The sequence below is a fragment of the Streptomyces sp. NPDC031466 genome (assembly GCF_055581265.1).
The window spans coordinates 191,082-213,518 of the sequence record NZ_JBVIJT010000012.1 but is presented as its reverse complement, the minus strand read 5'-3'; the positions used below and the strand labels follow the sequence as shown (position 1 = coordinate 213,518).

17 protein-coding genes are annotated in these 22,437 nt (G+C 73.5%); 7 read left to right on the top strand and 10 right to left on the bottom strand.

Annotation, left to right across the window (positions count from 1 at the left end; translation table 11 throughout):
- Nucleotides 1–53 precede the first annotated feature (53 nt).
- Genes ACZ5GP_RS28875 through ACZ5GP_RS28865 form a run of 3 tightly spaced genes read right to left on the bottom strand, consistent with a single transcriptional unit; the run spans nt 54 to nt 6,512 of the window.
- Nucleotides 54–1,637 (bottom strand): long-chain-fatty-acid--CoA ligase, encoded by a 1,584-nt coding sequence (locus tag ACZ5GP_RS28875; protein ID WP_468753619.1) that lies wholly within the window; start codon nt 1,635–1,637, stop codon nt 54–56.
- Nucleotides 1,634–6,223, bottom strand: a complete 4,590-nt coding sequence (locus ACZ5GP_RS28870; RefSeq protein ID WP_468753618.1) for a type I polyketide synthase — start codon at nt 6,221–6,223, stop codon at nt 1,634–1,636. The genes ACZ5GP_RS28875 and ACZ5GP_RS28870 overlap by 4 nt, the downstream gene beginning before the upstream one ends.
- Before the next feature lie 25 nt (nt 6,224–6,248).
- Entirely contained in the window at nt 6,249–6,512 is a 264-nt protein-coding gene (locus tag ACZ5GP_RS28865) for an acyl carrier protein (RefSeq protein WP_358579287.1), read from the bottom strand.
- Nucleotides 6,513–6,687: 175 nt separating this feature from the next.
- On the opposite strand from ACZ5GP_RS28865, the gene ACZ5GP_RS28860 reads away from it, so the two are divergent.
- On the top strand, nt 6,688–8,142 hold the full coding sequence (locus tag ACZ5GP_RS28860) for a CoA transferase (RefSeq protein WP_468753617.1): 1,455 nt from the start codon (nt 6,688–6,690) through the stop codon (nt 8,140–8,142).
- Between the two features lie 71 nt (nt 8,143–8,213).
- On the top strand, nt 8,214–8,774 hold the full coding sequence (locus tag ACZ5GP_RS28855) for a carboxymuconolactone decarboxylase family protein (RefSeq protein WP_468753616.1): 561 nt from the start codon (nt 8,214–8,216) through the stop codon (nt 8,772–8,774).
- A gap of 34 nt (nt 8,775–8,808) precedes the next feature.
- Here the strand turns inward: ACZ5GP_RS28855 and ACZ5GP_RS28850 are convergent, their stop codons facing one another.
- Complete coding sequence (locus ACZ5GP_RS28850) at nt 8,809–10,011, bottom strand: geranylgeranyl reductase family protein (protein WP_468753615.1); 1,203 nt, start codon at nt 10,009–10,011, stop codon at nt 8,809–8,811.
- 134 nt (nt 10,012–10,145) lie between these two features.
- Here ACZ5GP_RS28850 and ACZ5GP_RS28845 point away from each other — a divergent pair, with 134 nt between their 5' ends.
- Complete coding sequence (locus ACZ5GP_RS28845; protein WP_468753614.1) at nt 10,146–11,501, top strand: M20/M25/M40 family metallo-hydrolase; 1,356 nt, start codon at nt 10,146–10,148, stop codon at nt 11,499–11,501.
- Between the two features lie 21 nt (nt 11,502–11,522).
- On the opposite strand, the gene ACZ5GP_RS28840 is transcribed toward ACZ5GP_RS28845, so the two are convergent.
- Nucleotides 11,523–12,584, bottom strand: a complete 1,062-nt coding sequence (locus ACZ5GP_RS28840) for an NUDIX hydrolase (RefSeq protein WP_468753613.1) — start codon at nt 12,582–12,584, stop codon at nt 11,523–11,525.
- A 285-nt stretch (nt 12,585–12,869) separates the two neighbouring features.
- Here ACZ5GP_RS28840 and ACZ5GP_RS28835 point away from each other — a divergent pair, with 285 nt between their 5' ends.
- From ACZ5GP_RS28835 to ACZ5GP_RS28825, 3 genes are all read left to right on the top strand, one after another.
- Complete coding sequence (locus tag ACZ5GP_RS28835) at nt 12,870–13,268, top strand: STAS domain-containing protein (RefSeq protein ID WP_468753612.1); 399 nt, start codon at nt 12,870–12,872, stop codon at nt 13,266–13,268.
- 76 nt (nt 13,269–13,344) lie between these two features.
- On the top strand, nt 13,345–13,536 hold the full coding sequence (locus tag ACZ5GP_RS28830) for a CsbD family protein (protein ID WP_468753611.1): 192 nt from the start codon (nt 13,345–13,347) through the stop codon (nt 13,534–13,536).
- A gap of 275 nt (nt 13,537–13,811) precedes the next feature.
- Complete coding sequence (locus ACZ5GP_RS28825; protein ID WP_468753610.1) at nt 13,812–15,848, top strand: NPCBM/NEW2 domain-containing protein; 2,037 nt, start codon at nt 13,812–13,814, stop codon at nt 15,846–15,848.
- Between the two features lie 53 nt (nt 15,849–15,901).
- Here ACZ5GP_RS28825 and ACZ5GP_RS28820 read toward each other — a convergent pair whose 3' ends face one another.
- Nucleotides 15,902–16,870, bottom strand: coding sequence for an ROK family protein (locus ACZ5GP_RS28820; protein WP_468753609.1), 969 nt, complete (start codon nt 16,868–16,870; stop codon nt 15,902–15,904).
- 137 nt (nt 16,871–17,007) lie between these two features.
- Here ACZ5GP_RS28820 and ACZ5GP_RS28815 point away from each other — a divergent pair, with 137 nt between their 5' ends.
- Nucleotides 17,008–18,075, top strand: a complete 1,068-nt coding sequence (locus ACZ5GP_RS28815) for a LacI family DNA-binding transcriptional regulator (protein ID WP_468753608.1) — start codon at nt 17,008–17,010, stop codon at nt 18,073–18,075.
- Nucleotides 18,076–18,103: 28 nt separating this feature from the next.
- Here ACZ5GP_RS28815 and ACZ5GP_RS28810 read toward each other — a convergent pair whose 3' ends face one another.
- From ACZ5GP_RS28810 to ACZ5GP_RS28795, 4 genes are all read right to left on the bottom strand, one after another.
- Nucleotides 18,104–18,460, bottom strand: a complete 357-nt coding sequence (locus tag ACZ5GP_RS28810; RefSeq protein WP_468753607.1) for a hypothetical protein — start codon at nt 18,458–18,460, stop codon at nt 18,104–18,106.
- A gap of 135 nt (nt 18,461–18,595) precedes the next feature.
- Nucleotides 18,596–19,084: a hypothetical protein gene (locus tag ACZ5GP_RS28805; protein WP_468753606.1), complete on the bottom strand. Its 489-nt coding sequence runs from the start codon at nt 19,082–19,084 to the stop codon at nt 18,596–18,598.
- A 25-nt stretch (nt 19,085–19,109) separates the two neighbouring features.
- Nucleotides 19,110–20,888 (bottom strand): serine/threonine-protein kinase, encoded by a 1,779-nt coding sequence (locus ACZ5GP_RS28800; protein WP_468753605.1) that lies wholly within the window; start codon nt 20,886–20,888, stop codon nt 19,110–19,112.
- 73 nt (nt 20,889–20,961) lie between these two features.
- Entirely contained in the window at nt 20,962–22,254 is a 1,293-nt protein-coding gene (locus ACZ5GP_RS28795) for a DUF6986 family protein (protein WP_468753604.1), read from the bottom strand.
- Nucleotides 22,255–22,437 lie beyond the last annotated feature (183 nt).

Sequence of the window (22,437 nt, the reverse complement as noted above, 5' to 3'; positions counted from 1 at the left end):
TGGCCCGCCCCCTCGGTCAGGGGGCGGGCCACCGCCGTGTCGTGCGCCGCCGGTCAGCCCTTCGCGGCGGCGAGTTCGTCGCGCACCGCGCGCCGCAGGACCTTCCCGCTGGGGTTGCGGGGCAGCGCCTCGGCGAAGTCGTACGACGTGGGCATCTTGAAGTCCGCGAGACGTCCGCGCAGGAACAGCAACAGGTCCCGGGCCCCCGCCTCCTGGCCCTGCTCCAGGACGACCCGGGCGTGCACGGACTCGCCCCACCGCTCGTGCGGCAGGCCCACCACGGCGGCCCCGGCCACGGCGGGATGCCGGGCGAGGGCGTCCTCGATCTCGGCCGGGTAGACGTTCTCCCCCGCCACGATGATCATGTCGTTGACCCGGTCGCGTACGTAGAGGAAGCCGTCCTCGTCGAGACAGCCGGCGTCGCCCATGTGCACCCACCCGTCGACGACGGTGCGCTCCGTCGCCTCGGGCAGCCGCCAGTAGCCGAGCATCCGGGCCGGGGTGCGCACACAGATCTCCCCGATCTCCCCGACGGGCAGTTCCTTGCCCTCGGGGTCCTCGATGCGGACCTCGATCCCCGGGTAGGGGCGGCCCGCCGCGCGCAGGCGCGGGCTGCCGGGGACGTGGTCGGCGGGCGGCAGGCAGACGGCGAAGTTGCCGGTCTCGCTGCTGCCGTAGATCTGGAGGAAGTCGCAGTCCAGCACCTCGATCGCCCGGCTCAGCAACTCCTCGCCGATGGGGGAGCCGCCGTAGACGACCTTGCGCAGTGTGGCGAGGGCGCCCCTGCCCGCGGCCGGTTCGGCGAGCATCAGCTCCAGCATGGCGGGCGCCACGATGGCGGTGGTGACCCCTTCCTCGGCGACCACCCGTACCGCGTCGGAGCTGATGAAGGCGGGCAGGGAGACCACGGTGGCCCCGGCGTTGAACGCCTGCATCCCGTAGGAGAGGCCGCCGATGTGGAAGCCGGGCAGGCCGATCAGGCTGCGGTCGCCGGGCTTCCAGTCGAGCCAGTCGAGGCCGTGGTCGTCCATCGCCGCGGCGACGTTGAAGAAGCTGCGGTGGGGCAGGACGACGCCCTTGGGCAGGCCGCTGGTGCCGCTGGTGTAGATCTGTACGACGGGGCTGTTCTCGTCGCCGTCCGCCGGATCGCTCCCGGGCGCCTGCGGACCCGGGCCGGCGGCCACCGAGCGCTTGCGGGCGGCCAGGGACTGCGCCTGCGGTGCGCCGGAGTCCAGGCACAGCACCGTACGCAGCGAGGGCAGGCCCTTGCGGACCTCGGCGGCCACCGGCAGGTGCTCCGCGTCGACCAGGAGCACCTCGGTGGTGGAGTCGCGCAGGATGTGGTCGACCTCCTGCGCGGTCAGCCGCCAGTTGACGGGGACGAGGACCGCGCCCGTGCGGGCGCAGGCGAAGGCCAGTTCCCAGTACTCGACGGCCTCCTTGCCGAGGTAGCCCACGCGGGAGCCGGGGCCGACGCCGGACGCGCGCAGCACCCGGGCCGTGCGCTCGCTCTCCCGGTCCAGTTCCCGGTAGGTGAGCGTCCGGCCCGCGCAGACGACGGCCGGCTGGTCGGGCCGGAGTCCGGCCTGCCGGGCGATCACTTCCTGAAGCGTCCGCGAGCGGGGTGACGTGGTCATCGGTGGGCTCCTGTTCCTGCCGCTTGCGCCGGTGCCTCGGCACCGGACAGCAGCTCTTCGATGTAGGCGCTGAGCAGGTCCACGCTGGGCCGGTCGAAGGTGACGGACGCCGGCAGCGTGATGCGGAAGGCGGCCTCCAGGGCGTTGCGGATCTCGACCGCGTTGAGCGAGTCCATGCCGAGGGCGGCCAGTTCGGCGTCGGGTTCCACGTCGTCGGCCGACTCGAAGCGCAGGACGTCCGCGAGCCGGTGGCGCACGATCGCGTTGACACCGGCCGAGCGGGCGGCCCCGGGGGCCGTGGCCAGGGAGCCGACGTCGGTCCCCGCGCCGGCCGCGGCGCACCCGGGCACGAGGTCCTCGAAGAGCGCGCTCGGCGCCCTGCGGGCCACGAAGCGCTTCCAGTCGCAGTGGCCCATCAGGATCTGGGGGCGCCCGGCGTCCAGCAGCGCGGGCAGCGCGTCGGTCGCCTCGTCCTGATCGAGGAGCGTGATGCCCTGCCCCTCCCAGCTGCGGACCAGCGAGGAGCTGAGCTGCCGCCCGGGCCCCCGGGGCGCCCACGGCCCCCAGTTGACGGCGGTGGCGGGCAGCCCCGCGCCGGCGCGCTGGGCCATCAGGTGGTCGAGGAAGGCGTTGCCGGCGCCCGCGCCGGTCTGGGTGGCGGCGCCGAGCAGCGCCCCGGCCGTGGAGCAGCCGAGGAAGAAGTCCAGCTCGGGCAGGTCGGCACTCGCCTCGTGCAGCAGCCAGGCGCCGTAGACCTTCGTACGGAAGACGGCGTCCAGGCTCTCCCAGGTCTGCTGGGCGAGCGGCAGGTCCTGGGCGGCCTCCTGGGCCGCGTGGATGACGCCGCCCACCGGGGGCGCGGCCTCGGCGAGTTCGGCCAGGACGCGGGAGACGTCCGGCGCGGAACCGAGGTCGCAGGCGTGGACGCTCGCCGTGACGCCGGCACCGAGGACGGGGGCGGGGCCGCCGGTGCGGCTCAGGAGTGCCACATGGCGGGCGCCCAGGGCGGCGAGGCGGTGTGCCAGGGCCCGGCCGACCATGCCCGTGCCGCCGGCCACCACGTAGGTGCGGTCGGCGCGGACGGCGAGCGGCCGGGAGTCCGCGGGCACGGCGTCGGCCGTGCGCAGCCGACGCACCAGGCGCCCGCCGTCGCGGTGGGCGATCTCCAGCTCGCTCTCCCCGGCCGCCAGCCACTCCCCCACGAGAGCGGGGGCGCCGTCGGCGCCGGGCGGCAGGTCGACGAGGGTCACCCGGTAGCCGGGGAACTCCATGCCGAGGGCCCGGCCGAAGCCCCACAGGGTGGCCGCCGCCGCCGGTTCGGCGGACTTGTCGCCGGGCAGGTGCTGCGCGCCCTCGCCGACCAGCCACAGCCGCTGCCCGCGGCCGAAGCCCTTGCGGCCCAGGGTGTCAAGGACGGCGAGGAGATCGCGGTAGTTGGCCTCGCACTCGGCGCGCAGACGCTCCGCTCCGGTTGCTCCGTCGGCTCCGGGGTCTTCCGGGGCGGTGCGCCACAGCCAGCACACGTCCGTGGGCGGCTCGCCGTCCAGCGTCTCGGCCAGGGCCGTGGGGCCGGTGGCCACGGCGAGTGCGACACCGTCCGCGGCGGCCGCCTCGGCGAGCCCGCGCGGCAGCCGGGCCGGGTCGCCCGCGACCAGCACGCGCCGCCCCTCCCGCCGGGTGCCGGGCAGGGGCTGGGGGACCCAGTGCTGCTCGTAGAACAGGCCGCCGCTCGCGGCCTGTTCGCCGCCGGGGGTCTTCTCCGCCTGCCAGGCCGCCTCGGCGGCCCTGCGCCGCGGGGTGGGCAGCCAGTACCGCTTGCCGTCGAAGGGGTACGTGGGCAGCGGGATCCGGCGCGGTGAAGCGCCGTCGTGGTAGCCGGCCCAGGAGACCTGCACGCCCGCCTCGTACGCCTTGGCGAGGGACCGGCGGACCATGTCGCCGTCGGGGTCGTCGCGGAAGGTGCTGCTCAGCCAGACGTGGTCCGCCTCACCGGCCGAGGTCCTGGCCAGCGCGGTGAGCGCGGCGGAGGGGCCCAGTTCGACGAAGACGTGCCGCCCGCGCTGGTCCACCGCCCGGACGCCGGCCTCGAACTGCACCGGTTCGAGCAGATGCCGGATCCAGTACTCGGGGTCGGCCATCTGGCGCCCGCGCGCCACGCGGCCGGTCACGTTGGAGACGACGGCCATGGTCGGCGTGCGGAACTCCACGGTGGCGAGCACCGCGCGGAACTCCTCGACGATGTCGGCCATCAGCGGCGAGTGGTAGGGCACGGCGCCGCGCAGTGGGGTGACCTTCACCCCGCGTTCGGTGAGGCGCCGGCCCACCTCGGCCAGCGCGTCGTGGCCGCCGGTGAGCAGGCACTGGCCGGGGCCGTTGACCGCGCCGATCGTCAGGTCCGGGCAGTCCTCCAGGAGCGGGGCGACCTCCTCGGCCGGCGCGCCGACCGCGGCCATGCCGCCCTTGTCCCGCACCGCCTCGCTCAGCCGTCCGCGCGCGGCCACCAGCCGGGCCCCGTCCTCCAGCGAGAACACCCCGGCCACCGCGGCGGCGGCGAACTCGCCGAGGCTGTGGCCCATCAGCACGGAGGGGCGCACGCCCCAGGACAGCCAGAGTTTCGCCATCGCGTATTCGAGGCTGAAGAGCGCCGGCTGCAGGTAGCGGGGCTCGTGGACGCGCTCGGGCGCCTCGCCCCCGCCGCGCACCAGCTCACCGAGGGGGACACCGATCAGCGGGGTCAGGATGCGGTCGCACGCGTCGAGCGCGGCCCGGAAGACCGGGTACTGCTCGTAGAGCGCGGCGCCCATCCCGGGGTACTGCGTGCCCGTCCCGGAGAAGAGGAACGCCACCTTCGGGACGCCCGCCGAGCCCCCGCCGCGGGTGGCGCCCGCCGCCAGGGAGGCGATGCGCTTGTCCAGCGCCCGGACCGTGTCGTCGCGGTCGCCCACCACCTCGGCGATCCGGTGACGGAAGTGCGCGCGCCCGGTGTTGGAGGTGCGGCACAGGTCGGCGAGCGGGGTGTCGGGGTGCCGGGCCAGGTGGTCGACGTAGCGCTCGGCGAGCCGGCGCAGCGAGGTGCGGTTCTTGGCGGACAGGGTGAGGACGGCGCTGGGTCGCGCGTCGGCGGTCTCCTCCCGCGTACGCGCGGCGGTCTCGGCCGGTGCCTCCTCCAGGACGACGGAGGCGATCGTGCCCGTCACGCCGAAGCCGTTCACCATGGCGCGCCCGGTGCCCGTGCCGGGCCAGGGGCGGCACTCGGTGGGGACGGTGACGGGGGCTTCGTCCCAGGCGATGCGCCGGGAGGGGGTGACGAGGTTCAGGTGCGGGAAGACGGTCTTCTCCCGCAGCTGGAGCACCGCCTTGATGATCGAGCCGACGCCGGCCGCGCCCTCCATGTGGCCGATGTTGGTCTTCAGGGAACCCACCACCATGGGCGCTGCCTTGGTGTGCGACTCGGCGAACACGTCGCTGATGGCGTCCATCTCGGTGGGGTCGCCGAGCGCGGTGCCGGTGCCGTGGGCCTCGACGTACTGGATGTCGCCCGGCGTCAGGCGGCAGCGGGCCAGGGCGGAGCGCATGACCTGTTCCTGCGCGGCGCCGTTGGGGGCCACCAGGCCCGCGCTCTCGCCGTCCTGGCCGACCGCGGAGCCCCGGATCACGGCGTGGACGGTGTCGCCGTCCCGTTGCGCGTCGGACAGCCGCTTGAGGACCAGCACCCCGCACCCCTCGGCGCGGGCGTAGCCGTCGGCGCGCTCGTCGAAGGTCTTGCACTGCCCGTCGGAGGCGAGCACCCCGCCCAGGGACAGGATGGTGTGGTTGTGCGCGTTGTGGATGACGTTGACGCCGCCGCTCAGCGCGATGCCGCACTCGCCGCCGCGCAGCGCCTGCACGGCCAGGTGCGTGGCCGTCAGCGACGAGGAGCAGGTGGTGTCGACGGTCATGCACGGGCCGCGCAGCCCGAGGAAGAACGACAGCCGGCCCGAGACCGCGCTGTGCGTCAGTCCGGGCGCGAGGTAGCCGTCGAGGTCGGCGGGGGCGAGGTCGGTGGACTCGAAGATGTAGTCGAGCGTGGTGACGCCCATGAAGACGCCGGTGTCGCCGTGCCGCAGCGAGGTGGGGTCGACGCCCGCGTGCTCCAGTGCCTCCCAGGCCGTCTGGAGGGCCAGCCGCTGCTGCGGGTCGATGTACGGGGCCTCCTTGGGGGACACCGAGAAGAAGGCGGCGTCGAACCGGTCGACGTCGTGGACGAAGCCGCCACGCGGCCAGTCACCGTCCCCGGCTCCGCGCGCCGCGCCGTCGCCTCCCTCGCCGGACGCACCGGCGCCGTCCTCGTGGGCCGCCTCGCCGTCCGGGGCCATCTGGCGGCGCTCGCCGGCCGGCAGCGGCCCGACGCCGGAGCGGCCTTCGCGCAGGAACTGCGCGAAGGTGTCGACGTCGTTGTTCCCGCCCGGAACGCGGAGTCCCATTCCCACGATGGCTATGGGTTCGTATTTCTCGCGTTCGAGGGCGGCGAGCGCTTCCTCCTTGCTTCGTAATTCGGCGAGTACGGCGGCCAGCTCGGCCGCGCTCGGTTGCGATGCCTCCGACATTTATTCCCTCCGGTCAGGAAATGGATCACGCACAGAGATGGTCTATCAAGTGACCGGCGGTCGGGTGACCGAAAAGAGCGGCCGTCGAAATCTCGCAGTCCAGCTTCCGCTCCAGGGAAAGCTTCACCTCGCTGAGCCGCAGCGAGGTGAGCCCCAGGTCCAGGAAGCCCATGTCCAGTGGGAACTCCTCATGCGGGGTCATGAAGAGGGCGCTTCTGAACTCCCCCACGACCAGCTCCTCGACGAGCTCCCGGCGCTCGTGCTCCGGCAGGAGCCTCAGCTTCTCCATGGCGGGAAAATCTTGCGACACCCACGCCACCGCCTCTCTACGAATCGACTGCTGACCAAAATCGAAACAGCCGTTCCTGATAGTGACCTGATAGCCGACTGATGGCCCGAAACAATGGCCGACGCACGTCCGGTGGATGGTTTATTCATGGCACATCGGTGTTATGTTCCATGACATGGATGAAAATGAATTCGACTTGGTCGGTGAATTAGACAGGACACTGAAGGCTCTGGGCCTGTCCCGTGCGGAGGCCGTGAGCGAACTGGTGGTGGAGGGGCGGGACCCGCTGGTGCCCTCCACGCTGCGCCTGGGCTCGGCGATGGGGATAGCCCTGCTGTCCGCCGCCGTCGGCGCCGCGCAGATCTGGCGTACCGCGACGGGCCGCCCCCAGCGGCTGGGTCTCGACCTCGGCCAGGCACTCCACCAGCTCACGCCCTACCTCGGCGGCGGCAACACCCTGAACGGCTACGGCTCCAACATGGGCAGCGTCTTCGGCCTCGGCGGCACCCCGGGCCCCGCCCTGTGGGATCTGTACCGCACCGCGGACGACCGCTGGGCCATCCCGATCGCCTGCTATCCGCACACCCGGGACACCTTCCTCGACCTGCTCGGCACCGCGCACACCCGCGAGCACATCGGCCGGGCCATCGCGGGCCGGATCTCCTGGGACCTGGAGGAGGAGGCGGCCGCCAGGGGGGTGCCGCTGGCCATCGTGCGCAGCAGAGAGGAGTTCCTCGACCACCCCCAGGGCCGGGCCGTGCTCGCCGAGCCCCTCGTGTCCGTGGAGCGGGTGGGCGACGCCCCGCCGCGTCCGCTGCCGGCCGGCGCCCAGCCGCTGTCCGGGCTGCGCTCCCTGCAGTTCACGCACGTCTTCGCGGGCACCGCGGCCGGCCGGGTCCTCGCCGAGCAGGGCGCCGACGTCCTGCACGTGTGCGAGCCGAACGCCTTCGACCACGACCTGTGCTGGAACGAGACCGGCGTCGGCCTGCGCTCGGCCCGCCTCGCCCTGGCCGCCGGCGGCGAGGGGCGGCGCGCCTTCGAGGACCTGCTGCGCACCGCGGACGTGTTCGTGCACAACCACCGGCCGGGCAAGATGGCCCGGCTCGGACTCGGCCCCGAGGAGTGCGCCGAGATCTCACCCGGTCTCATCCACGTCTCCGTGCGCTGTTACGGCCACAGCGGCCCCTGGCAGGAGCGCGGCGGCTTCGACCAGCACGCCCAGGCCCTGACCGGCGTCAACTGGAGCGAGCGGCAGGACGGGCGCCCCCAGCTGCCGCCCGGCCGCATGCTGAATGACTACCTGGCCGCCTATCTCGCCGCCGCCGGCGTCATGAGCGCGGTCCTGCGCCGCGCCCGCGAGGGCGGCAGCTACCAGGTCAAGGTCTCGCTGGCCGGTGTCTCCAACTGGGCCTGGGAGCTGGGCACGTTCACGCGCGAGCAGTCCGAGCGGCTCGCGGTGCCGGCTCAGGTGCCCTCGCCCAGGCGCATCGCCCGGGCCACCCCGCTCGGCGACCTCTCCCTCGTGGCGCCGCCGGTCAGCCTCAGCGAGACGCCGCCCGCCTGGCGCGGCCCGCTGCTCGTGCCCCGCGGCTCGTCACAGCCCCGCTGGTACGACGACGTGGCGTCCTGACACCCCGCGCCCCCCTGTCGCGCCCTTGGCGCATCCCTGCCGACCCCTGCCGTACCCCGAGGAGCCCTCCCATGTCCCGTATCCCCTGCCTCGACACCGAGGCCCTGCCCGAGTCGCTGCGTTCGCTGGCCCAGGGGCGCGTCATCAACGTCTACCGGACGCTCGGCCACGCGCCCCGGTCGGTCACGCAGATCGCCCGGCTGGGCGCCGCGCTCTTCGCCGACGCCAGTCTCGACGCGGTCGACCGCGAACTGCTCATCCTCACCTACGGCACCGTCTTCGAGGCGGAGTACGAGTGGGCGCAGCACGTGCCCATATCGCGGGCCGTCGGGGTCACGGACGCCCAGCGCGCCGCCGTGCGCGGCAAGCGGTTCGACGCCGATGTCTTCACCCCGGCCCAGCGGGCGCTCCTGGGCTTCGCCGCCGCCGCGGCCGCCGCGCCCTTCGTGGACGAGACCCTCCACACGGCCGTGGCGGCCCACTACACCGAGGAGCAGATCGTCGAGACCCTCGTCCTGGCGGGCTTCTACTTCCTGCTGGGCCGCGTCTGCACCGTCCTGGACGTCGAGGTGGACGCGGCCCAGGGCGACGAACTGGTGCGCATGGCGCAGACCATGCACGACGACCACTGACCCGCGGCGCCCGCCCCCAGCAGGCGCCCGGGACTCAGCGGTCGAGCGTGCTCAGGGCCCGCCTCGCCAGCGGATGCGTCCGCACCAGTTCGGCCAGCGTCGTCGAGCCGCGGGTGATCTTCGCGAACGCGTTCCACGCGGGGCGCAGGCCGGTGATCGCCGCGTGGAAGACGCCGGGGCGGCGTTCGAAGAGCTGGAGCAGGCGGCGCCCGACGCTCATCTCCACACCGAGCCCGGCCTTGACGGCGAACGCGTAGTTCAAGGCCTGGCGGCGGGCGTCCACCGCGTCGTGCGCCTCCGCGATCCGCACCGCCCACTCCCCCGCGAGCCGCCCGGAGCGCAGCGCGAAGGAGATGCCCTCACGGGTCCACGGCTCCAGGAGGCCCGCCGCGTCCCCGCACACGAGGACCCGGCCGCGGGAGAGCGGCGAGTCGTCGCTGCGGCAGCGGGTCAGGTGCCCGGAGGAGATGCTGGGCTCGAAGCCGGCGAGGCCGAGCCGGGCGATGAAGTCCTCCAGGTAGCGCTTGGTGGCGGCGCCCTCGCCGCGTGCGGAGATCACGCCGACGGTCAGGGTGTCGCCCTTGGGGAAGACCCAGCCGTAACTGCCCGGCAGGGGACCCCAGTCGATGAGGACCCGGCCCGCCCAGTCCTCGGCGACGGTCGCGGGCACCGGGATCTCGGCCTCCAGGCCGAGATCGACCTGGTCGAGTTTGACCCCGACGTGCGCGCCTATCCGGCTGGCGCTGCCGTCGGCGCCGACCACGGCGCGGGCCAGGACGGTCTCGCCGCCCTGCAGCACGACGGCGACGGTCCGCCGGTCGGGCACCTTGGGCCCGTGCTGCTCCACGCGCGCGACGGTGACGCCGGTGCGCAGCTCGGCGCCCGCCTTCTGGGCGTGCTCGACGAGCCGCTGGTCGAACTCGGGGCGGTTGACGAGCCCGAAGAGCGTCTGCCGGGAGCGGCGGGTCCGCGTGAACTTCCCGTCCAGGGAGAACGTCACCGCGTGCACCCGGTCGCGCAACGGCAGTTCGAAGCCGGGCGGCAAGGAATCGCGCGACGGACCGATGATGCCGCCGCCACACGTCTTGTACCGCGGGAGTTCGGCCTTCTCCAGGAGCAGCACGCTGCGTCCCGCGACGGCCGCCGCGTAGGCCGCCGAGGCCCCCGCGGGGCCGGCCCCGACCACGACGACGTCCCACACGTACCGGGCGTCGTCCGCTGAGTTCTCGCTGCTCACGTTGGTCTACCGCTCCTGATCCCGCTGTTGGCCGCGCTTTCCCCAGGCATCCTACGGCCGAGCCCTTCGCGCCCCTCCTGTGGGAGGATCACCTGCACCCACACGCACACCATCGCACCACGAGGAGCGTGCCCATGTCGCCGCATCCGATCGCCGAGACCGTCGCCTCACTCATGCCGAGGGCGAAGGCGGAGCTCACCGAACTGGTGGCCTTCAAGTCGGTGGCGGACTTCGAGCAGTTCCCGAGGAGCGAGAGCGAGGCCGCCGCGAACTGGGTGGCGGACGCGCTGCGCGCCGAGGGCTTCCAGGACGTCGCGCTGCTCGACACCCCGGACGGCACCCAGTCGGTGTACGGCTTCCTGCCGGGCCCCGAGGGCGCGCCGACAGTTCTTCTGTACGCGCACTACGACGTGCAGCCGCCGCTGGACGAGGCCGCGTGGACCAGCCCGCCGTTCGAGCTGACCGAGCGGGACGGCCGCTGGTACGGCAGGGGCAGCGCCGACTGCAAGGGCGGCGTCATCATGCACCTGCTCGCCCTGCGTGCCCTGAAGGCGAACGGCGGCGTGCCGGTGAGCGTCAAGGTGATCGCCGAGGGCTCGGAGGAGCAGGGCACGGGCGGCCTCGAGCGGTACGCGGAGAGCCACCCGGAGCTGCTCACGGCCGACACGATCGTCGTCGGCGACGCGGGCAACTTCCGGGTGGGCCTGCCGACGGTGACGGCGTCGCTGCGCGGCATGACCCTCGTACGCGTCAGTATCGACACCCTGGCGGGGAACCTGCACTCGGGGCAGTTCGGCGGCGCGGCGCCCGACGCGCTCGCGGCGCTGGTGCGGGTCCTCGACTCGCTGCGCGCCGAGGACGGCTCGACGACGATCGACGGTCTGACGAGCGACGCGGTCTGGGAGGGCCTTCAGTACGAAGAGGAGGTCTTCCGCGGCGACGCCCACGTCCTGGACGGTGTCCGGCTGATCGGTGAGGGCACGGTCTCCGACCGGATCTGGGCGCGCCCGGCCGTCACCGTGCTCGGCATCGACTGCCCGCCGGTGATCGGCGCGACGCCGTCCGTGCAGGCGGGCGCGCGGGCGCTGATCAGCCTGCGCGTACCGCCGGGCGTGGACGCCGCCGAGGCGACGAAGCTGCTCCAGGCCCACCTGGAGGCGCACACGCCGTGGGGCGCCCGGGTGCACACCGAGCAGATCGGCCAGGGCCAGCCCTTCCGGGCGGACACCACGAGCCCGGCGTACACGGCGATGGCCGAGGCGATGAGCGAGGCCTATCCGGGCCAGGACATGCAGTACGCGGGCCACGGCGGCTCGATCCCGCTGTGCAACACCCTCGCGTCGCTCTACCCGAGCGCGGAGATCCTGCTGATCGGGCTGAACGAGCCCGAGGCGCGCATCCACGCGGTCGACGAGAGCGTGTCGCCCGAGGAGCTGGAGCGACTCTCGGTCGCCGAGGCGCTGTTCCTGCGGAAGTACGCCGCGAGCTGACGGCCAACCCCGGGCGGTCTTCTACCCCCTGGGCGGTCGTCCGTCCAGGGGGACACCGGCCTCCAGGTAGAGCGGCGCGCCGCGCTCGCGTGCGCGCAGGGCCCAGTGCAGCCGTTCGTAGCGCACGGGGGGCAGCAGGCCGGCGGCCTCCTCCTCGGTGACGAAGCGCCAGCCGCGCAGCTCGGGGCCCGGCAGCAGCATGCGGTGGGCGGTGGCGCTGTCGAGCCGGCCGCCGTCGAAGAGGAACCGCATCCCTCCGTAGCCGGGCGGTTTCGGCGGCTCCCAGTCGGCGACGAGCAGGCGCAGCGGGTCGCGGAGGTGGAGGCCGGTCTCCTCGGCGACCTCGCGCACGCCCGCGCGCGCGGGTGCCTCGCCCGGCTCGACGACGCCGCCGGGGAACTCCCAGCCCGCCTTGTACGTCGGGTCGACGAGCAGGACCCGGCCCTGTTCGTCGAAGAGCAGCACCCCGGCGGCGACGGTCTCCGCGGTGGGCTCGGGTGTCTGCACGATGTCGCAGGCGGGCGCGGAGCCGGTGCGCACCGCGTCCGCGAGGCGGGCGGCGGTTTCGCGGGGGCTGAGGGCGCTGGTGTCGACGCGGTGCGCGTCGGCGCCGAGCCAGCCGGCGAGCGCGGTGCGGTAGGGCTCGATGTGGTCGCCCGGCCAGGGGCGCGGGCGCGGGTCGCCGCCGCCGGGCAGGTGGGGCGGCGCCTCGCGGCCGGATATGCGCTCGCGCAGGATCGTTTCGTCCGGGGCGAGCAGGATGTGCCGCACGGGAATCCTGCGGGAGGCGAGAGCGCCGAAGATCTCGTCGCGGTACTCCTGGCGCAGCAGTGTCATCGGCACCACGAGGACGCCGCCCACCTCGGCGAGGAGCGCGGCCGCCGTGTCGACCACGAGGCGGCGCCAGATCGGCAGGTCCTGGTAGTCGCTCACCTCGGCGAGACGTTTGGGCGGCAGCAAGCAGGGCAGTGTGCCGCCGATGACTTCCGGGTCGAAGAGTGTGCTGTTCGGGATCAGCTCGATCAGTTCCCGTGCGGTGCTGGACTTGCCCGCACCGAAAGCGCCGTTGATCCAGACGATCACGGTTCCCCCTCTTCCGTTGGCCCCTGTGGCTTGCCCGCAACACCCTGTCACGGAAACCAAGGGCTGATGGATGAGGAGTGCGCACGGCCGAACCGCCTGTCAAGCGACTTGCCTCAGTTTCACCCGATCGCATGGCGTCGGCTTTTCGTGAATCGTTCCGGCACTCCAGGGTGCGCCGCTCCCCGCTAGCGTGTGCGCGAGGCGCCCCAGTCCCCGGTGCCCCAACAGAACTGCCATTTCGCTGCGCCGCCCCCACGAAGGTCGGCGCCGGCGCTGGGGGGATCAATGCGGCAGGACGAACTGAGCGAATACGCGTGCGAGGAACACACCCCACCACGCGTGTACGAGATCGACCGCGCGATCGTGGTCGAGTTGCACGGCGAGATCGACCTCGCCAGTTGTCGGCGGACGGCTCCGCTGCTCGACGCGGTGGCCTCGGGACCGGAACCGATCGTGATCGTCGACCTGAGCGAGGTCGACTTCTTCGACTGCTCCGGCCTCACCTTGCTGGTGCGGGCCCACCGGCGGGTGAGCGAAAGAGGCGCCCGGTTCGGCGTCGTGTGCGCCCATCCGCTGACCTTGCGCATCCTGCGCCTCACCCACCTCATCGGGCTCCTGCGCCCCGCCCCGACGGTCGGCGCGGCGCTGGCCGCCCTCGGCGAGGTGACGCAGCGCGACGCTTGAGCGAGCGCGGCACGCCCCTTCGTCTTACGTTGGCCGGGTAAGCCCCCGGCGACAGAACAAGACACGAGGAGCAGCCATGGGTGACAAGGGCGGCATGGACAAGCTGAAGGGCAAGGCCAAGGAGATGAGCGGCAAGGCCACCGGCGACGACCGTCGCGCGGCCGAGGGCCGTACGGACCAGGCCAAGGGCGAGGCCAAGAAGGCCATGGGCTCAACCCGCGACAAGGCCAAGGGCATGAAGGACTCGCTGAAGCGCGACCACTCCTAGAACCGGTTCCGCGGCGCCCACGCGAGTGAGGGCGTACCGAGAGCCGCATCGAACCGCGTGTCCACGTGCGGTGACGCAGGTGTTCCGCCCCCGCCCGATGTCCGGGTGGGGGCGCTGTGCTGTCCGGCCCCGCTTGGCCTGTTCGTGTGCTTGTTCCGCAAAGGGACTCTTGCGGTGGGGGAAGGCCCACGGATAGTAGGAGTGCGGCTCCGGCGGCCGCGCGTCCAGCAGCACGCCGTCCTCGGCGTCTTCCGCACGTACGGAGGAACGTAACGATGCGTCAGCTCCCGTCCCCCGCCGCCCGCCACCGAAGAGTGGTCGGTTCGCTCGCCGCCGCCCTGCTGTGCGCCGGGGGTCTCGCCGCCCCCGCCTTCGCGCACGACGCGGCCGGCGCGTCCGCCGCCGAACCCTCCGCACGGCTCCCCGACGGCCTCGCGGCCACACCTCCCATGGGCTTCAACAACTGGAACTCCACCCACTGCCGGGCCGAGTTCGACGAGGCGATGGTCAAGGGCATCGCGGACATCTTCGTCGAGAAGGGCCTGAAAAACGCCGGCTACCAGTACGTCAACATCGACGACTGCTGGGCGCTGCCGCAGCGCGACGCCGACGGCGAACTGGTGCCGGACCCCAAGCGGTTCCCCCACGGGATCAAGGCCGTCGCCGACTATGTCCACGCCAAGGGCCTCAAGTTCGGCATCTACACCAGCGCGGGCACCAAGACCTGCAACGAGGCCGGTTTCCCCGGCGCCCTCGGACACGAGCGCAGCGACGCGCGGCAGTTCGCCGAGTGGGGCGTCGACTACCTCAAGTACGACAACTGCAACAACCAGGGCGTGGACGCCAAGAAGCGGTACATCGCGATGCGGGACGCCCTGAAGGCGACCGGCAGGCCCATCGTCTACAGCATCTGCGAATGGGGCGAGAACAAGCCGTGGGAGTGGGCCGCGGACGTCGGCCAGCTGTGGCGCACCACCGGTGACATCAGCGACAACTGGGCCTCCATGGTCTCGATCATGAAGCAGAACCTGCCGCTCGGCGCGTACGCGGGCCCTGGCCACTGGAACGACCCGGACATGCTGGAGGTCGGCAACGGCGGCATGACGGACACCGAGTACCGCACGCACTTCTCGATGTGGTCGATCATGGCCGCACCGCTGCTCATCGGCTCCGACCTGCGCAAGGCCTCCCCGAAGACCTTCGAGATCCTCGGCAACAAGGAAGTCATCGCCGTCGACCAGGACCCGCTGGGCAGACAGGGGAAGGTCCTCTCCTCCGAGAACGGCCGCTGGGTCGTCGGCAAGGAGCTGAAGGACGGCAGCCGCGCCGTCGCCCTCTTCAACGAGAGCGGCACCGCGCGGACCATCTCCACCACGGCGGAGGCGGTCGGCCTGCCCGACGCCCCCGCGTACACGCTGCGCGACCTGTGGCAGCACAAGAGCTTCCACACGGCGGGCCGGATCTCGGCGACCGTCCCCGCCCACGGCACCGTGCTGCTGCGCGTAGCGGCCGACGGCAAGTGGGCCAAGCACCCGCCGGCCGTCGCACTCGGACTGACCGGCGGCGACCTCTTCGAGGCGGGGAAGAAGACCCCGCTCACCACGACGGTCACCAACCTCGGCCGCGTGCCCGCCCGCCAGGTGAGCGCCTCGGTCACCACGCCCGAGGGGTGGAGGATCAAGGCGACCTCGTCCACCACCGCCCGCTCGCTGGCGCCCGGCAGGACCCTGCGCACCTCATGGCAGGTCACCGCGGCCCGGGGCACCGAACCGGGGACGTACGACCTGTCGGTCGCCGCGCGCTACCACTCACCGGCCGGCACCCGTACCGCGTACGTCCTGCCGCTCACCGCACAGGTGGTCCTCGCGCCGCCCGCGGGCGCCTCGGCCCTCGGCGACCTGCCGTGGCTTTCGATGACCAACGGCTGGGGGCCCGCCGAGCGGAACACCAGCAACGGCGAGGGCGCGGCCGGGGACGGCAGACCGATCACCGTCGGCGGCAAGGTGTACGCCAAGGGACTCGGCGTGCACGCCGCGAGCGACCTCGCCTTCTACACCGGCCGCGCGTGCGAGAAGATCACCGCGGACGTCGGCGTCGACGACGAGACACGCACCGACGGCACGATCGCGTTCGAGATCTGGGCGGACGGCGAGAAGGCCGCGTCGACCGGCGTACTCACCAACGCCATGCCCGCGCGGACGCTCACCGCGGACGTGACGGGCGCCCGGGTCGTACGCCTGGTCGTCACCGACGGCGGCGACGGCATCTTCGCCGACCACGGCGACTGGGCCGGCGCGACACTGACCTGCTGATCCCGAAGCCGCATCGCGGGGCGGTTCGGGCCCGGCCCGGCGGCGGGCCGGGCTCAGCCGCCCACCGCCGAGCGCATCCCCTCCGCCGCGCCCGGTGCCGCGCCGAGCGCGGCGGCCGCCGCTCCGACCAGGCCCGCGTCGGTGCCCATCAGGGCGGGCGCCACGGTGAGGCGGTGCACGAAGGAGAGCGTGGCGTAGTCGCCGAGCGCCCGCCGCAGCGGGGCGAAGAGGAGGTCGCCCGCCTTCGCCACGCCGCCGCCGATCACCGCGATGTCGATCTCGACGAGCGTGGCGGTGGCGGCGATCCCGGCGGCGAGCGCCTGCGCGGCCCGGGCGAAGGAGGCGCAAGCGACCGGGTCCCCGGCGCGTGCGGCGGCGGCCACGGCGGCCGCGGACGTGTCGCCGTCGGGCCCCGGGAGCCAGCCCCCCTCCACGGCGCGCCGGGCGATGTTCGGACCGCTCGCCAGGCGCTCCACGCACCCTCGCGCGCCGCACGGGCAGGGGTCGCCGTCGAGGTCGACGCTGATGTGCCCGATGTGGCCCGCATTCCCGGTGGGGCCCGGGTGGAGCTTGCCGTCCAGGACGAGGCCGCCGCCGACACCGGTCGAGACGACCATGCACAGCGCGTTGTCGTGGCCGCGCGCCGCGCCCAGCCAGTGCTCGGCGGCGGTCATCGCCACGCCGTCGCCGACCAGGTGGACGGGCAGCCCGCCGGTCGCCTCTCGGACCCGCTCCACCAGCGGGAAGCCGCGCCAGCCGGGGACGTTGACGGGGCTGACCGTGCCCGCCGAGGCGTCCACCGGGCCCGCACTGCCGATGCCGACGGCGGTGACCGCACCCCACAGCTCATCGGACGTCAGCTCGCCGAGGACCTCCGCGACCGCCCGCATCACCGTGTCACCGGCCTCGCGCGCGGGGGTCGGCCGCTGGGCGCGCCGCAGGATGTGCCCCTGCCCGTCCACCAGGGCGCCGGCGATCTTGGTGCCGCCGATGTCGAGTGCGGCGACGAGGTCCATGTGCATCTGTGTCGGGTCTCCTGGTGTAAGGGCAGGCCGGAGAGTGCGAAGGTCAGTCTCCCTCGCATCTGACAACGTTGTCCAGGCCCTATGCTCGACGCCACACGCCCGGGGACGGCCGCCCGCCCCGGGGGCAGAAGTTCGTGGACGACAGGACAGGACAGCGCACCGTGGCCGACACCGCCGCCCGACGACCCGACAACCGCTACGGCAACCGGCCGACGATGAAGGACGTCGCCGCCCGCGCCGGAGTCGGCCTGAAGACGGTCTCGCGCGTGGTGAACGGCGAGCCGGGCGTCACGCCCGACACCGAGCGCCGCGTCCAGGAGGCCATCGAGGCCCTGGGTTTCCGCCGCAACGACAGTGCCCGCGTGCTGCGCAAGGGCCGCACCGCCAGCATCGGCCTCGTCCTGGAGGACCTCGCCGACCCGTTCTACGGCCCGCTGAGCCGAGCCGTGGAGGAGGTCGCCCGCGCCCACGGTGCGCTGCTGATCAACGGGTCGAGCGCCGAGGACCCGGACCGCGAACAGGAGTTGGTGCTCGCGCTGTGCGCCCGCCGGGTCGACGGCCTCGTCATCATCCCGGCCGGTGACGACCACCGCTATCTGGAGCCCGAGATCGCCGCCGGGGTGGCGACCGTCTTCGTGGACCGGCCCGCGGGCAGGATCGACGCCGACGTGGTGCTCTCCGACAGCTTCGGCGGAGCGCGGGACGGCGTCGCGCACCTCATCGCGCACGGCCACCGCCGCATCGGCTTCATCGGCGACCAACCGCGCATCCACACCGCCATAGAGCGGCTGCGGGGCTACCGCGCCGCGATGGAGGACGCGGGCATCCCGGTCGACGAGGCGTGGGTGTCGCTGGGCGTCACCGACCCGCGCCGGGTGCGCGCGGCGGCCGAGGAGATGCTGTCGGGGTCCGGGCCGGTGACGGCGGTCTTCGCCGGGAACAACCGCGTGACCGTCACGGTCGTACGCGTCCTCGCCGGCCTCGACCGGCCGGTGGCCCTGGTGGGCTTCGACGACATCGAGCTGGCCGATCTGCTGGACCCCGGCGTGACCGTGGTCGCCCAGGACGCGGCACAGCTCGGCAGGACGGCGGCGGAGCGGCTCTTCCGGCAGCTCGACGGCGCGTCCGTGGCTCCGGAGCGGGTCGAGCTGCCGACGCGGCTCATCACGCGTGGGTCGGGGGAACTGCCGCCCGCCGACTGAGCGGTCGCCGTCGGAAGTGAGCCTCGGCTCAGCGGCCGGTCCCGAGGTCCGGCAGAGTCATCTGCGGTGTGAGCGGCACCTGGCGTCCGTCGGTGAAGCCGCCGTTCGTGAGGTCCTTGGGGCCGGCGCCCTGTGCCGCTGGCCCGACGAGGCCTCCGAGCAGATTGGTGACGAGGTTGACGAGGGAGCCGAGGACGCCGCCGACCTGCTCCTGGCCGGGCGGTGTGGGGGCGGCCGTGAGAGGGCCGGGTGCCCCCGGGGCGCCGGCGTGGGTGCCGGTGAGGGGACGCTCGGGGAGAGAGGTGGCGGCCGCCGCCGGGGCGGTGGCGGCCAGGATGGCGGCGGCGGTCAGGCCGAGGGCGGTCAGAACGGTGGGCGCACGCATGCTTGCTCCTGGGTTCCTCGCTTCGCGGATACAGCGGTTCCTGACCGAGCTTCGTGTGCGGTCGGACCGGCCGCACCAGGAGTGCCTCCGAATGCGCGACGCCCGCCACGCCGTGTCCCTCGAACGCGTGCCGGATCAGGGCCAGAAGACCACCGCGAGAGCGACCAGCGTGCCGAGGGCGATGAGCCCCCCGACGGCGCCGGCGACGAGTGCGCCCTTCTCGGTGGCCGGCCGGGTCTCCCGCCAGCCCAGCTCCCGCGCCACGCCCCTGATCAGGCGGTGGCCGTCGGCGGAGGAGAAGGAGTGCCGCTCGGAGCCGTCCGGCGAGCGGCTCCACGTGCGGTACCGCGCCCGCCCGCTCTCCACGGTCCTGTGCGTGGTGCCGAACGCTCCTCGCTCGTGGGTGCGGACCACGTCCGTCAGGGTGAAGACCCGCTCGGCCGGGCGCAGCACGACCCGGTAGGTGTGCACGCGGCGCCCGCCCGGCAGCGGCACGTCCGCGATCAGGTCGAACCCCCGCTCCGTCCAGCGGTAGCGGTACGCCGTGCCGTCGGCCGCGGCCTCGACGCGGGCCCGCAGCTCCTCGGCGCCGTTCGGGCCGGGGGTGTCGGGGGTGTCGTTCATCGGGGCGTCGTCCGATCTCGGTGCTTCAGCAGGTGGGCAGGCCGGGCAGCGGCTTGTCGTTGTCGCCGCCCTTGATGTAGACGTCGCTGACGAAGACGCCGGTGTTGCCCTTGTCGTCGTCGGTCTTCGCCCACCAGACGTTCGTCCACTCGCCGTGCGTCTCGCGGCGGCCGAGGTTCTGCTGGCAGTAGAAGTAGTTCGTGCCCGCGTTCAGCACGCCCACCTCGGTGCCGGCGGCGGTGTAGGACTTCGCGGCCGTCCACACCGAGCAGTTGTACTTGCCGCCGCCGACGGGGTGGCAGACGGGGTCGTCGGCGGGGCCGCCACCGCCCCGCGGCTTGCTCGTGCCACTCGGCTTGGAGCTGGGGTCGGGGCGCGAGGCGGGCTCGTCCCGGTCCTCGGCCTTGTCGCCCGCCTCGCGCTTGTCGCGCCGCGCGCCGTCGGTGTCGTCCTCGGCGCTGTCCTTGGAGCGCTTCGCGTCCGGCTCGCGGGACGTGTCCTCGCCCTGCTCCTTCGGCCCGGTGCGCTTCGAGCCGCCGCCCAGGGAGCCGCGGCTGCCGTCGTCCCTGGTCGAGCCGGAGCCGGAGCCGGCGGGAATCGTCTCCTCGCGGTCCTGGCCGCCGCTGTCGTCCTTGCCGTTCAGGAAGGCGGCGGTCGCGCCGGTGGCCGCGAGGACCACGGCCACGGCGACGGCGGCGAGCAACGCCCGGCCCCGGCGCGGCCGTTGCGTGGAGCGCGTCTCGCCGAGGACGACGGGCGGCGGGGTCTGAGCGGCGGGCCGCGCCGCCGACGGCGGGGCCCCGAAGGACTCGGATGTCCGAGGGGCGGGCCGGTCCACCGAGGGCGGCGGTCCGAAGCCCGGCGGGGGTGTGCTCGGGATGCTGCGCTCCGTGGTGCCGCGCGGCCCGGGCCCGGCACCGAGCGCGGCCCCGGGGCCCGTGCCCGCGTCCGCCCGCGCGACCCCGTCGAGCAGTCGCAGCGCCGATTCGGCGTCGGGGCGCGCCTGCGGGTCCTTGTCCATGAGCCGGCGCAGTACGGGCGTCAGCGGGCCCGCGCGGTGCGGCTCGGGCAGCGGGTCGGTGACGATCGCGGTGAGCGTGGACCACGTCGACGTACGGCGGAAGGGCGAGGAGCCCTCGACCGCCGCGTACAGCGTGGCGCCGAGGGCCCAGACGTCGGAGGCGGGGCCGGGGTCGTGGCCCTGGGCGCGCTCGGGCGCCAAGTAGTCGAGCGAGCCGACCAGTTCGCCGCTGCGGGTGAGGCGGGTGGCCGAGCCGTCGCCGGGGTCGTCCATCGTGGCGATGCCGAAATCGGTGAGGACGACGCGGCCGCCGCTCTCCAGGAGGATGTTGCCGGGCTTCACGTCGCGGTGCAGGACGCCCACGCGGTGCGCGGCGGCAAGGGCGTCCATCACCTTGGCACCGATCCCCGCCGCCGTACGGGGGTCGAGGGCGCCGCGCTCGCGCAGCACGTCGTCGAGGGAGGGGCCGTCGATGAGCTCCATGACGATGAGCGGCCGCCCGTCGACCTCGGCGACGTCGTGCACGGCGACGACTCCGGGGTGGCGCACGCGGGCGGCGGCGCGGGCCTCGCGCTGCATCCGCAGACGCAGGTCGGCCAGCTCGGGGCCGCCCGCGTCGGTGTACGTGCGCAGTTCCTTCACCGCGACCTCGCGGTGCAGCACCTCGTCGACGGCGCGCCATACGACGCCCATGCCGCCGCGGCCGAGCTGCGCCACGACGCGGTAGCGTCCGGCGAGCAGCCTGCCCGCCTCGCCCGTCTGTTCCTGATCCCCCGAATGCACCGCTGCCCCGTCCGTGTGAACCACTTTCCGTGGCGTACAGACTAAGGGGCGGGGGTGACCTGCGTGCCGGGTGTCACGCGCCCGAAGCCGTGAGGTCGCCCCGGCGCGGGCCGGCGAAGCCCTGGAGGCGGGCCAGGGTCAGCCCGGTGAGCCGGGTCACCTCGCCGGCGTCGAGGGCGCCGCAGTCCAGGCCGCGCAGCAGATAGCCGGCGAGCGCCTTGGCGGTGGCGGGCTCGTCGGCCACACCGCCGCCCTCGTGGTGCCCGGCGTAGGCGGCCAGCCGCCTCGCGGCGACCTCGAAGCCCTCGCGGTAGAAGGCGAACACGGCGGCGTAGCGCGTCGGGATGTGGCCGGGGTGCATGTCCCAGCCCTGGTAGTAGGCGCGGGCCAGCGCGCGCCGGGTCAGGCCGTAGTGCAGCCGCCAGGCGTCGTGGACTTGCTCGGTGGTGCCGACGGGCAGGACGTTGGTGGAGCCGTCGGAGACCCGGACTCCGGTGCCGGCGGCGGCGACCTGCATGACGGCCTTGGCGTGGTCGGCGGCCGGGTGGTCGCTGGCCTGGTAGGCGGCGCTCACGTGGAGGCAGGCGCTGTAGTCGAAGGTGCCGTAGTGCAGGCCGGTGGCGCGGCCCTCGGCGGCCTGGATCATGCGGGCCACGGCGGCGGTGCCGTCGGTGGCGAGGATGGACTGGCTGGTCTCGATCTGGATCTCGAAGCCGATGCGGCCGCGCTCCAGGCCACGCGCCTTCTCGAACTCCTCCAGGAGGCGGACCATCGCGGTGACCTGCTCGGGGTAGGTCACCTTGGGCAGCGTCAGGACGAGTCCGTCCGGCAGCCCGCCGGCCTCCATGAGGCCCGACAGGAAGACGTCGAGGGTGCGGATGCCCCGGTCGCGCACCGCCTCCTCCATGCACTTCATGCGGATGCCCATGTACGGGGCGGCGGTGCCGTTCCGGTACGCCTCCGCGATGAGCCGCGCCGCGCGGGCGGCGTCCTGGTCCTCGTCGGCGCCCTTGTAGCCGTCCTCGAAGTCGACGCGGAGGTCTTCGACGGGCTCGCGCTCCAGCTTGGTCCGTACGCGCGTGTAGACGGCTTCGGCGAGGTCGTCGCCGAGGCCGAGGACGGCGGCGAAGGAGGCGGCGTCCGGGGCGTGCTCGTCGAGCATCGCCAGGGCCTTGTCGCCCCAGGTGCGGATGGTGTCGGCGCCGAACTGCTCACCGGGGACGTACACGGTGTGGACGGGCTGGCGCGTGCCGGGGTCTCCGGGGTAGCGGCGCGCCAGCTCCGCGTCCACGGGGGCGAGGGAAGCGCTGATGCCCTCGCTGACCGCGCCGGCGAGGCTCGTCGCCACCTTCTCTTGCTGACCCATTCCCGCTTCCTCCACACGCTCGGTGCCGCGCCCGGCAATTCCGCTGCACGGAATCAACAATCCGTATGGCGAAGCTATCCGTGACCTTCGCGCCGGTCAACACCCTCCCGTGTCCTGCATCCGTAGCCGACCGCGCGGGATCACGCGTGTCCCGGACCCTGTCGGCGGCCGATGCCGACAGTC

Excerpts from the sequence above, each read along its gene's own strand:
- ACZ5GP_RS28810 (WP_468753607.1), bottom strand. The coding sequence starts at position 18,460 with ATGCGTGCGCCCACCGTTCTGACCGCCCTCGGCCTGACCGCCGCCGCC.
- ACZ5GP_RS28835 (WP_468753612.1), top strand. The coding sequence starts at position 12,870 with ATGCGGCAGGACGAACTGAGCGAATACGCGTGCGAGGAACACACCCCA.
- ACZ5GP_RS28795 (WP_468753604.1), bottom strand. The coding sequence starts at position 22,254 with ATGGGTCAGCAAGAGAAGGTGGCGACGAGCCTCGCCGGCGCGGTCAGC.
- ACZ5GP_RS28855 (WP_468753616.1), top strand. The coding sequence starts at position 8,214 with ATGTCCCGTATCCCCTGCCTCGACACCGAGGCCCTGCCCGAGTCGCTG.
- ACZ5GP_RS28875 (WP_468753619.1), bottom strand. The coding sequence starts at position 1,637 with ATGACCACGTCACCCCGCTCGCGGACGCTTCAGGAAGTGATCGCCCGG.
- ACZ5GP_RS28820 (WP_468753609.1), bottom strand. The coding sequence starts at position 16,870 with ATGCACATGGACCTCGTCGCCGCACTCGACATCGGCGGCACCAAGATC.
- ACZ5GP_RS28860 (WP_468753617.1), top strand. The coding sequence starts at position 6,688 with ATGGATGAAAATGAATTCGACTTGGTCGGTGAATTAGACAGGACACTG.
- ACZ5GP_RS28870 (WP_468753618.1), bottom strand. The coding sequence starts at position 6,223 with ATGTCGGAGGCATCGCAACCGAGCGCGGCCGAGCTGGCCGCCGTACTC.
- ACZ5GP_RS28825 (WP_468753610.1), top strand. The coding sequence starts at position 13,812 with ATGCGTCAGCTCCCGTCCCCCGCCGCCCGCCACCGAAGAGTGGTCGGT.
- ACZ5GP_RS28865 (WP_358579287.1), bottom strand. The coding sequence starts at position 6,512 with ATGGAGAAGCTGAGGCTCCTGCCGGAGCACGAGCGCCGGGAGCTCGTC.
- ACZ5GP_RS28830 (WP_468753611.1), top strand. The coding sequence starts at position 13,345 with ATGGGTGACAAGGGCGGCATGGACAAGCTGAAGGGCAAGGCCAAGGAG.
- ACZ5GP_RS28805 (WP_468753606.1), bottom strand. The coding sequence starts at position 19,084 with ATGAACGACACCCCCGACACCCCCGGCCCGAACGGCGCCGAGGAGCTG.
- ACZ5GP_RS28845 (WP_468753614.1), top strand. The coding sequence starts at position 10,146 with ATGTCGCCGCATCCGATCGCCGAGACCGTCGCCTCACTCATGCCGAGG.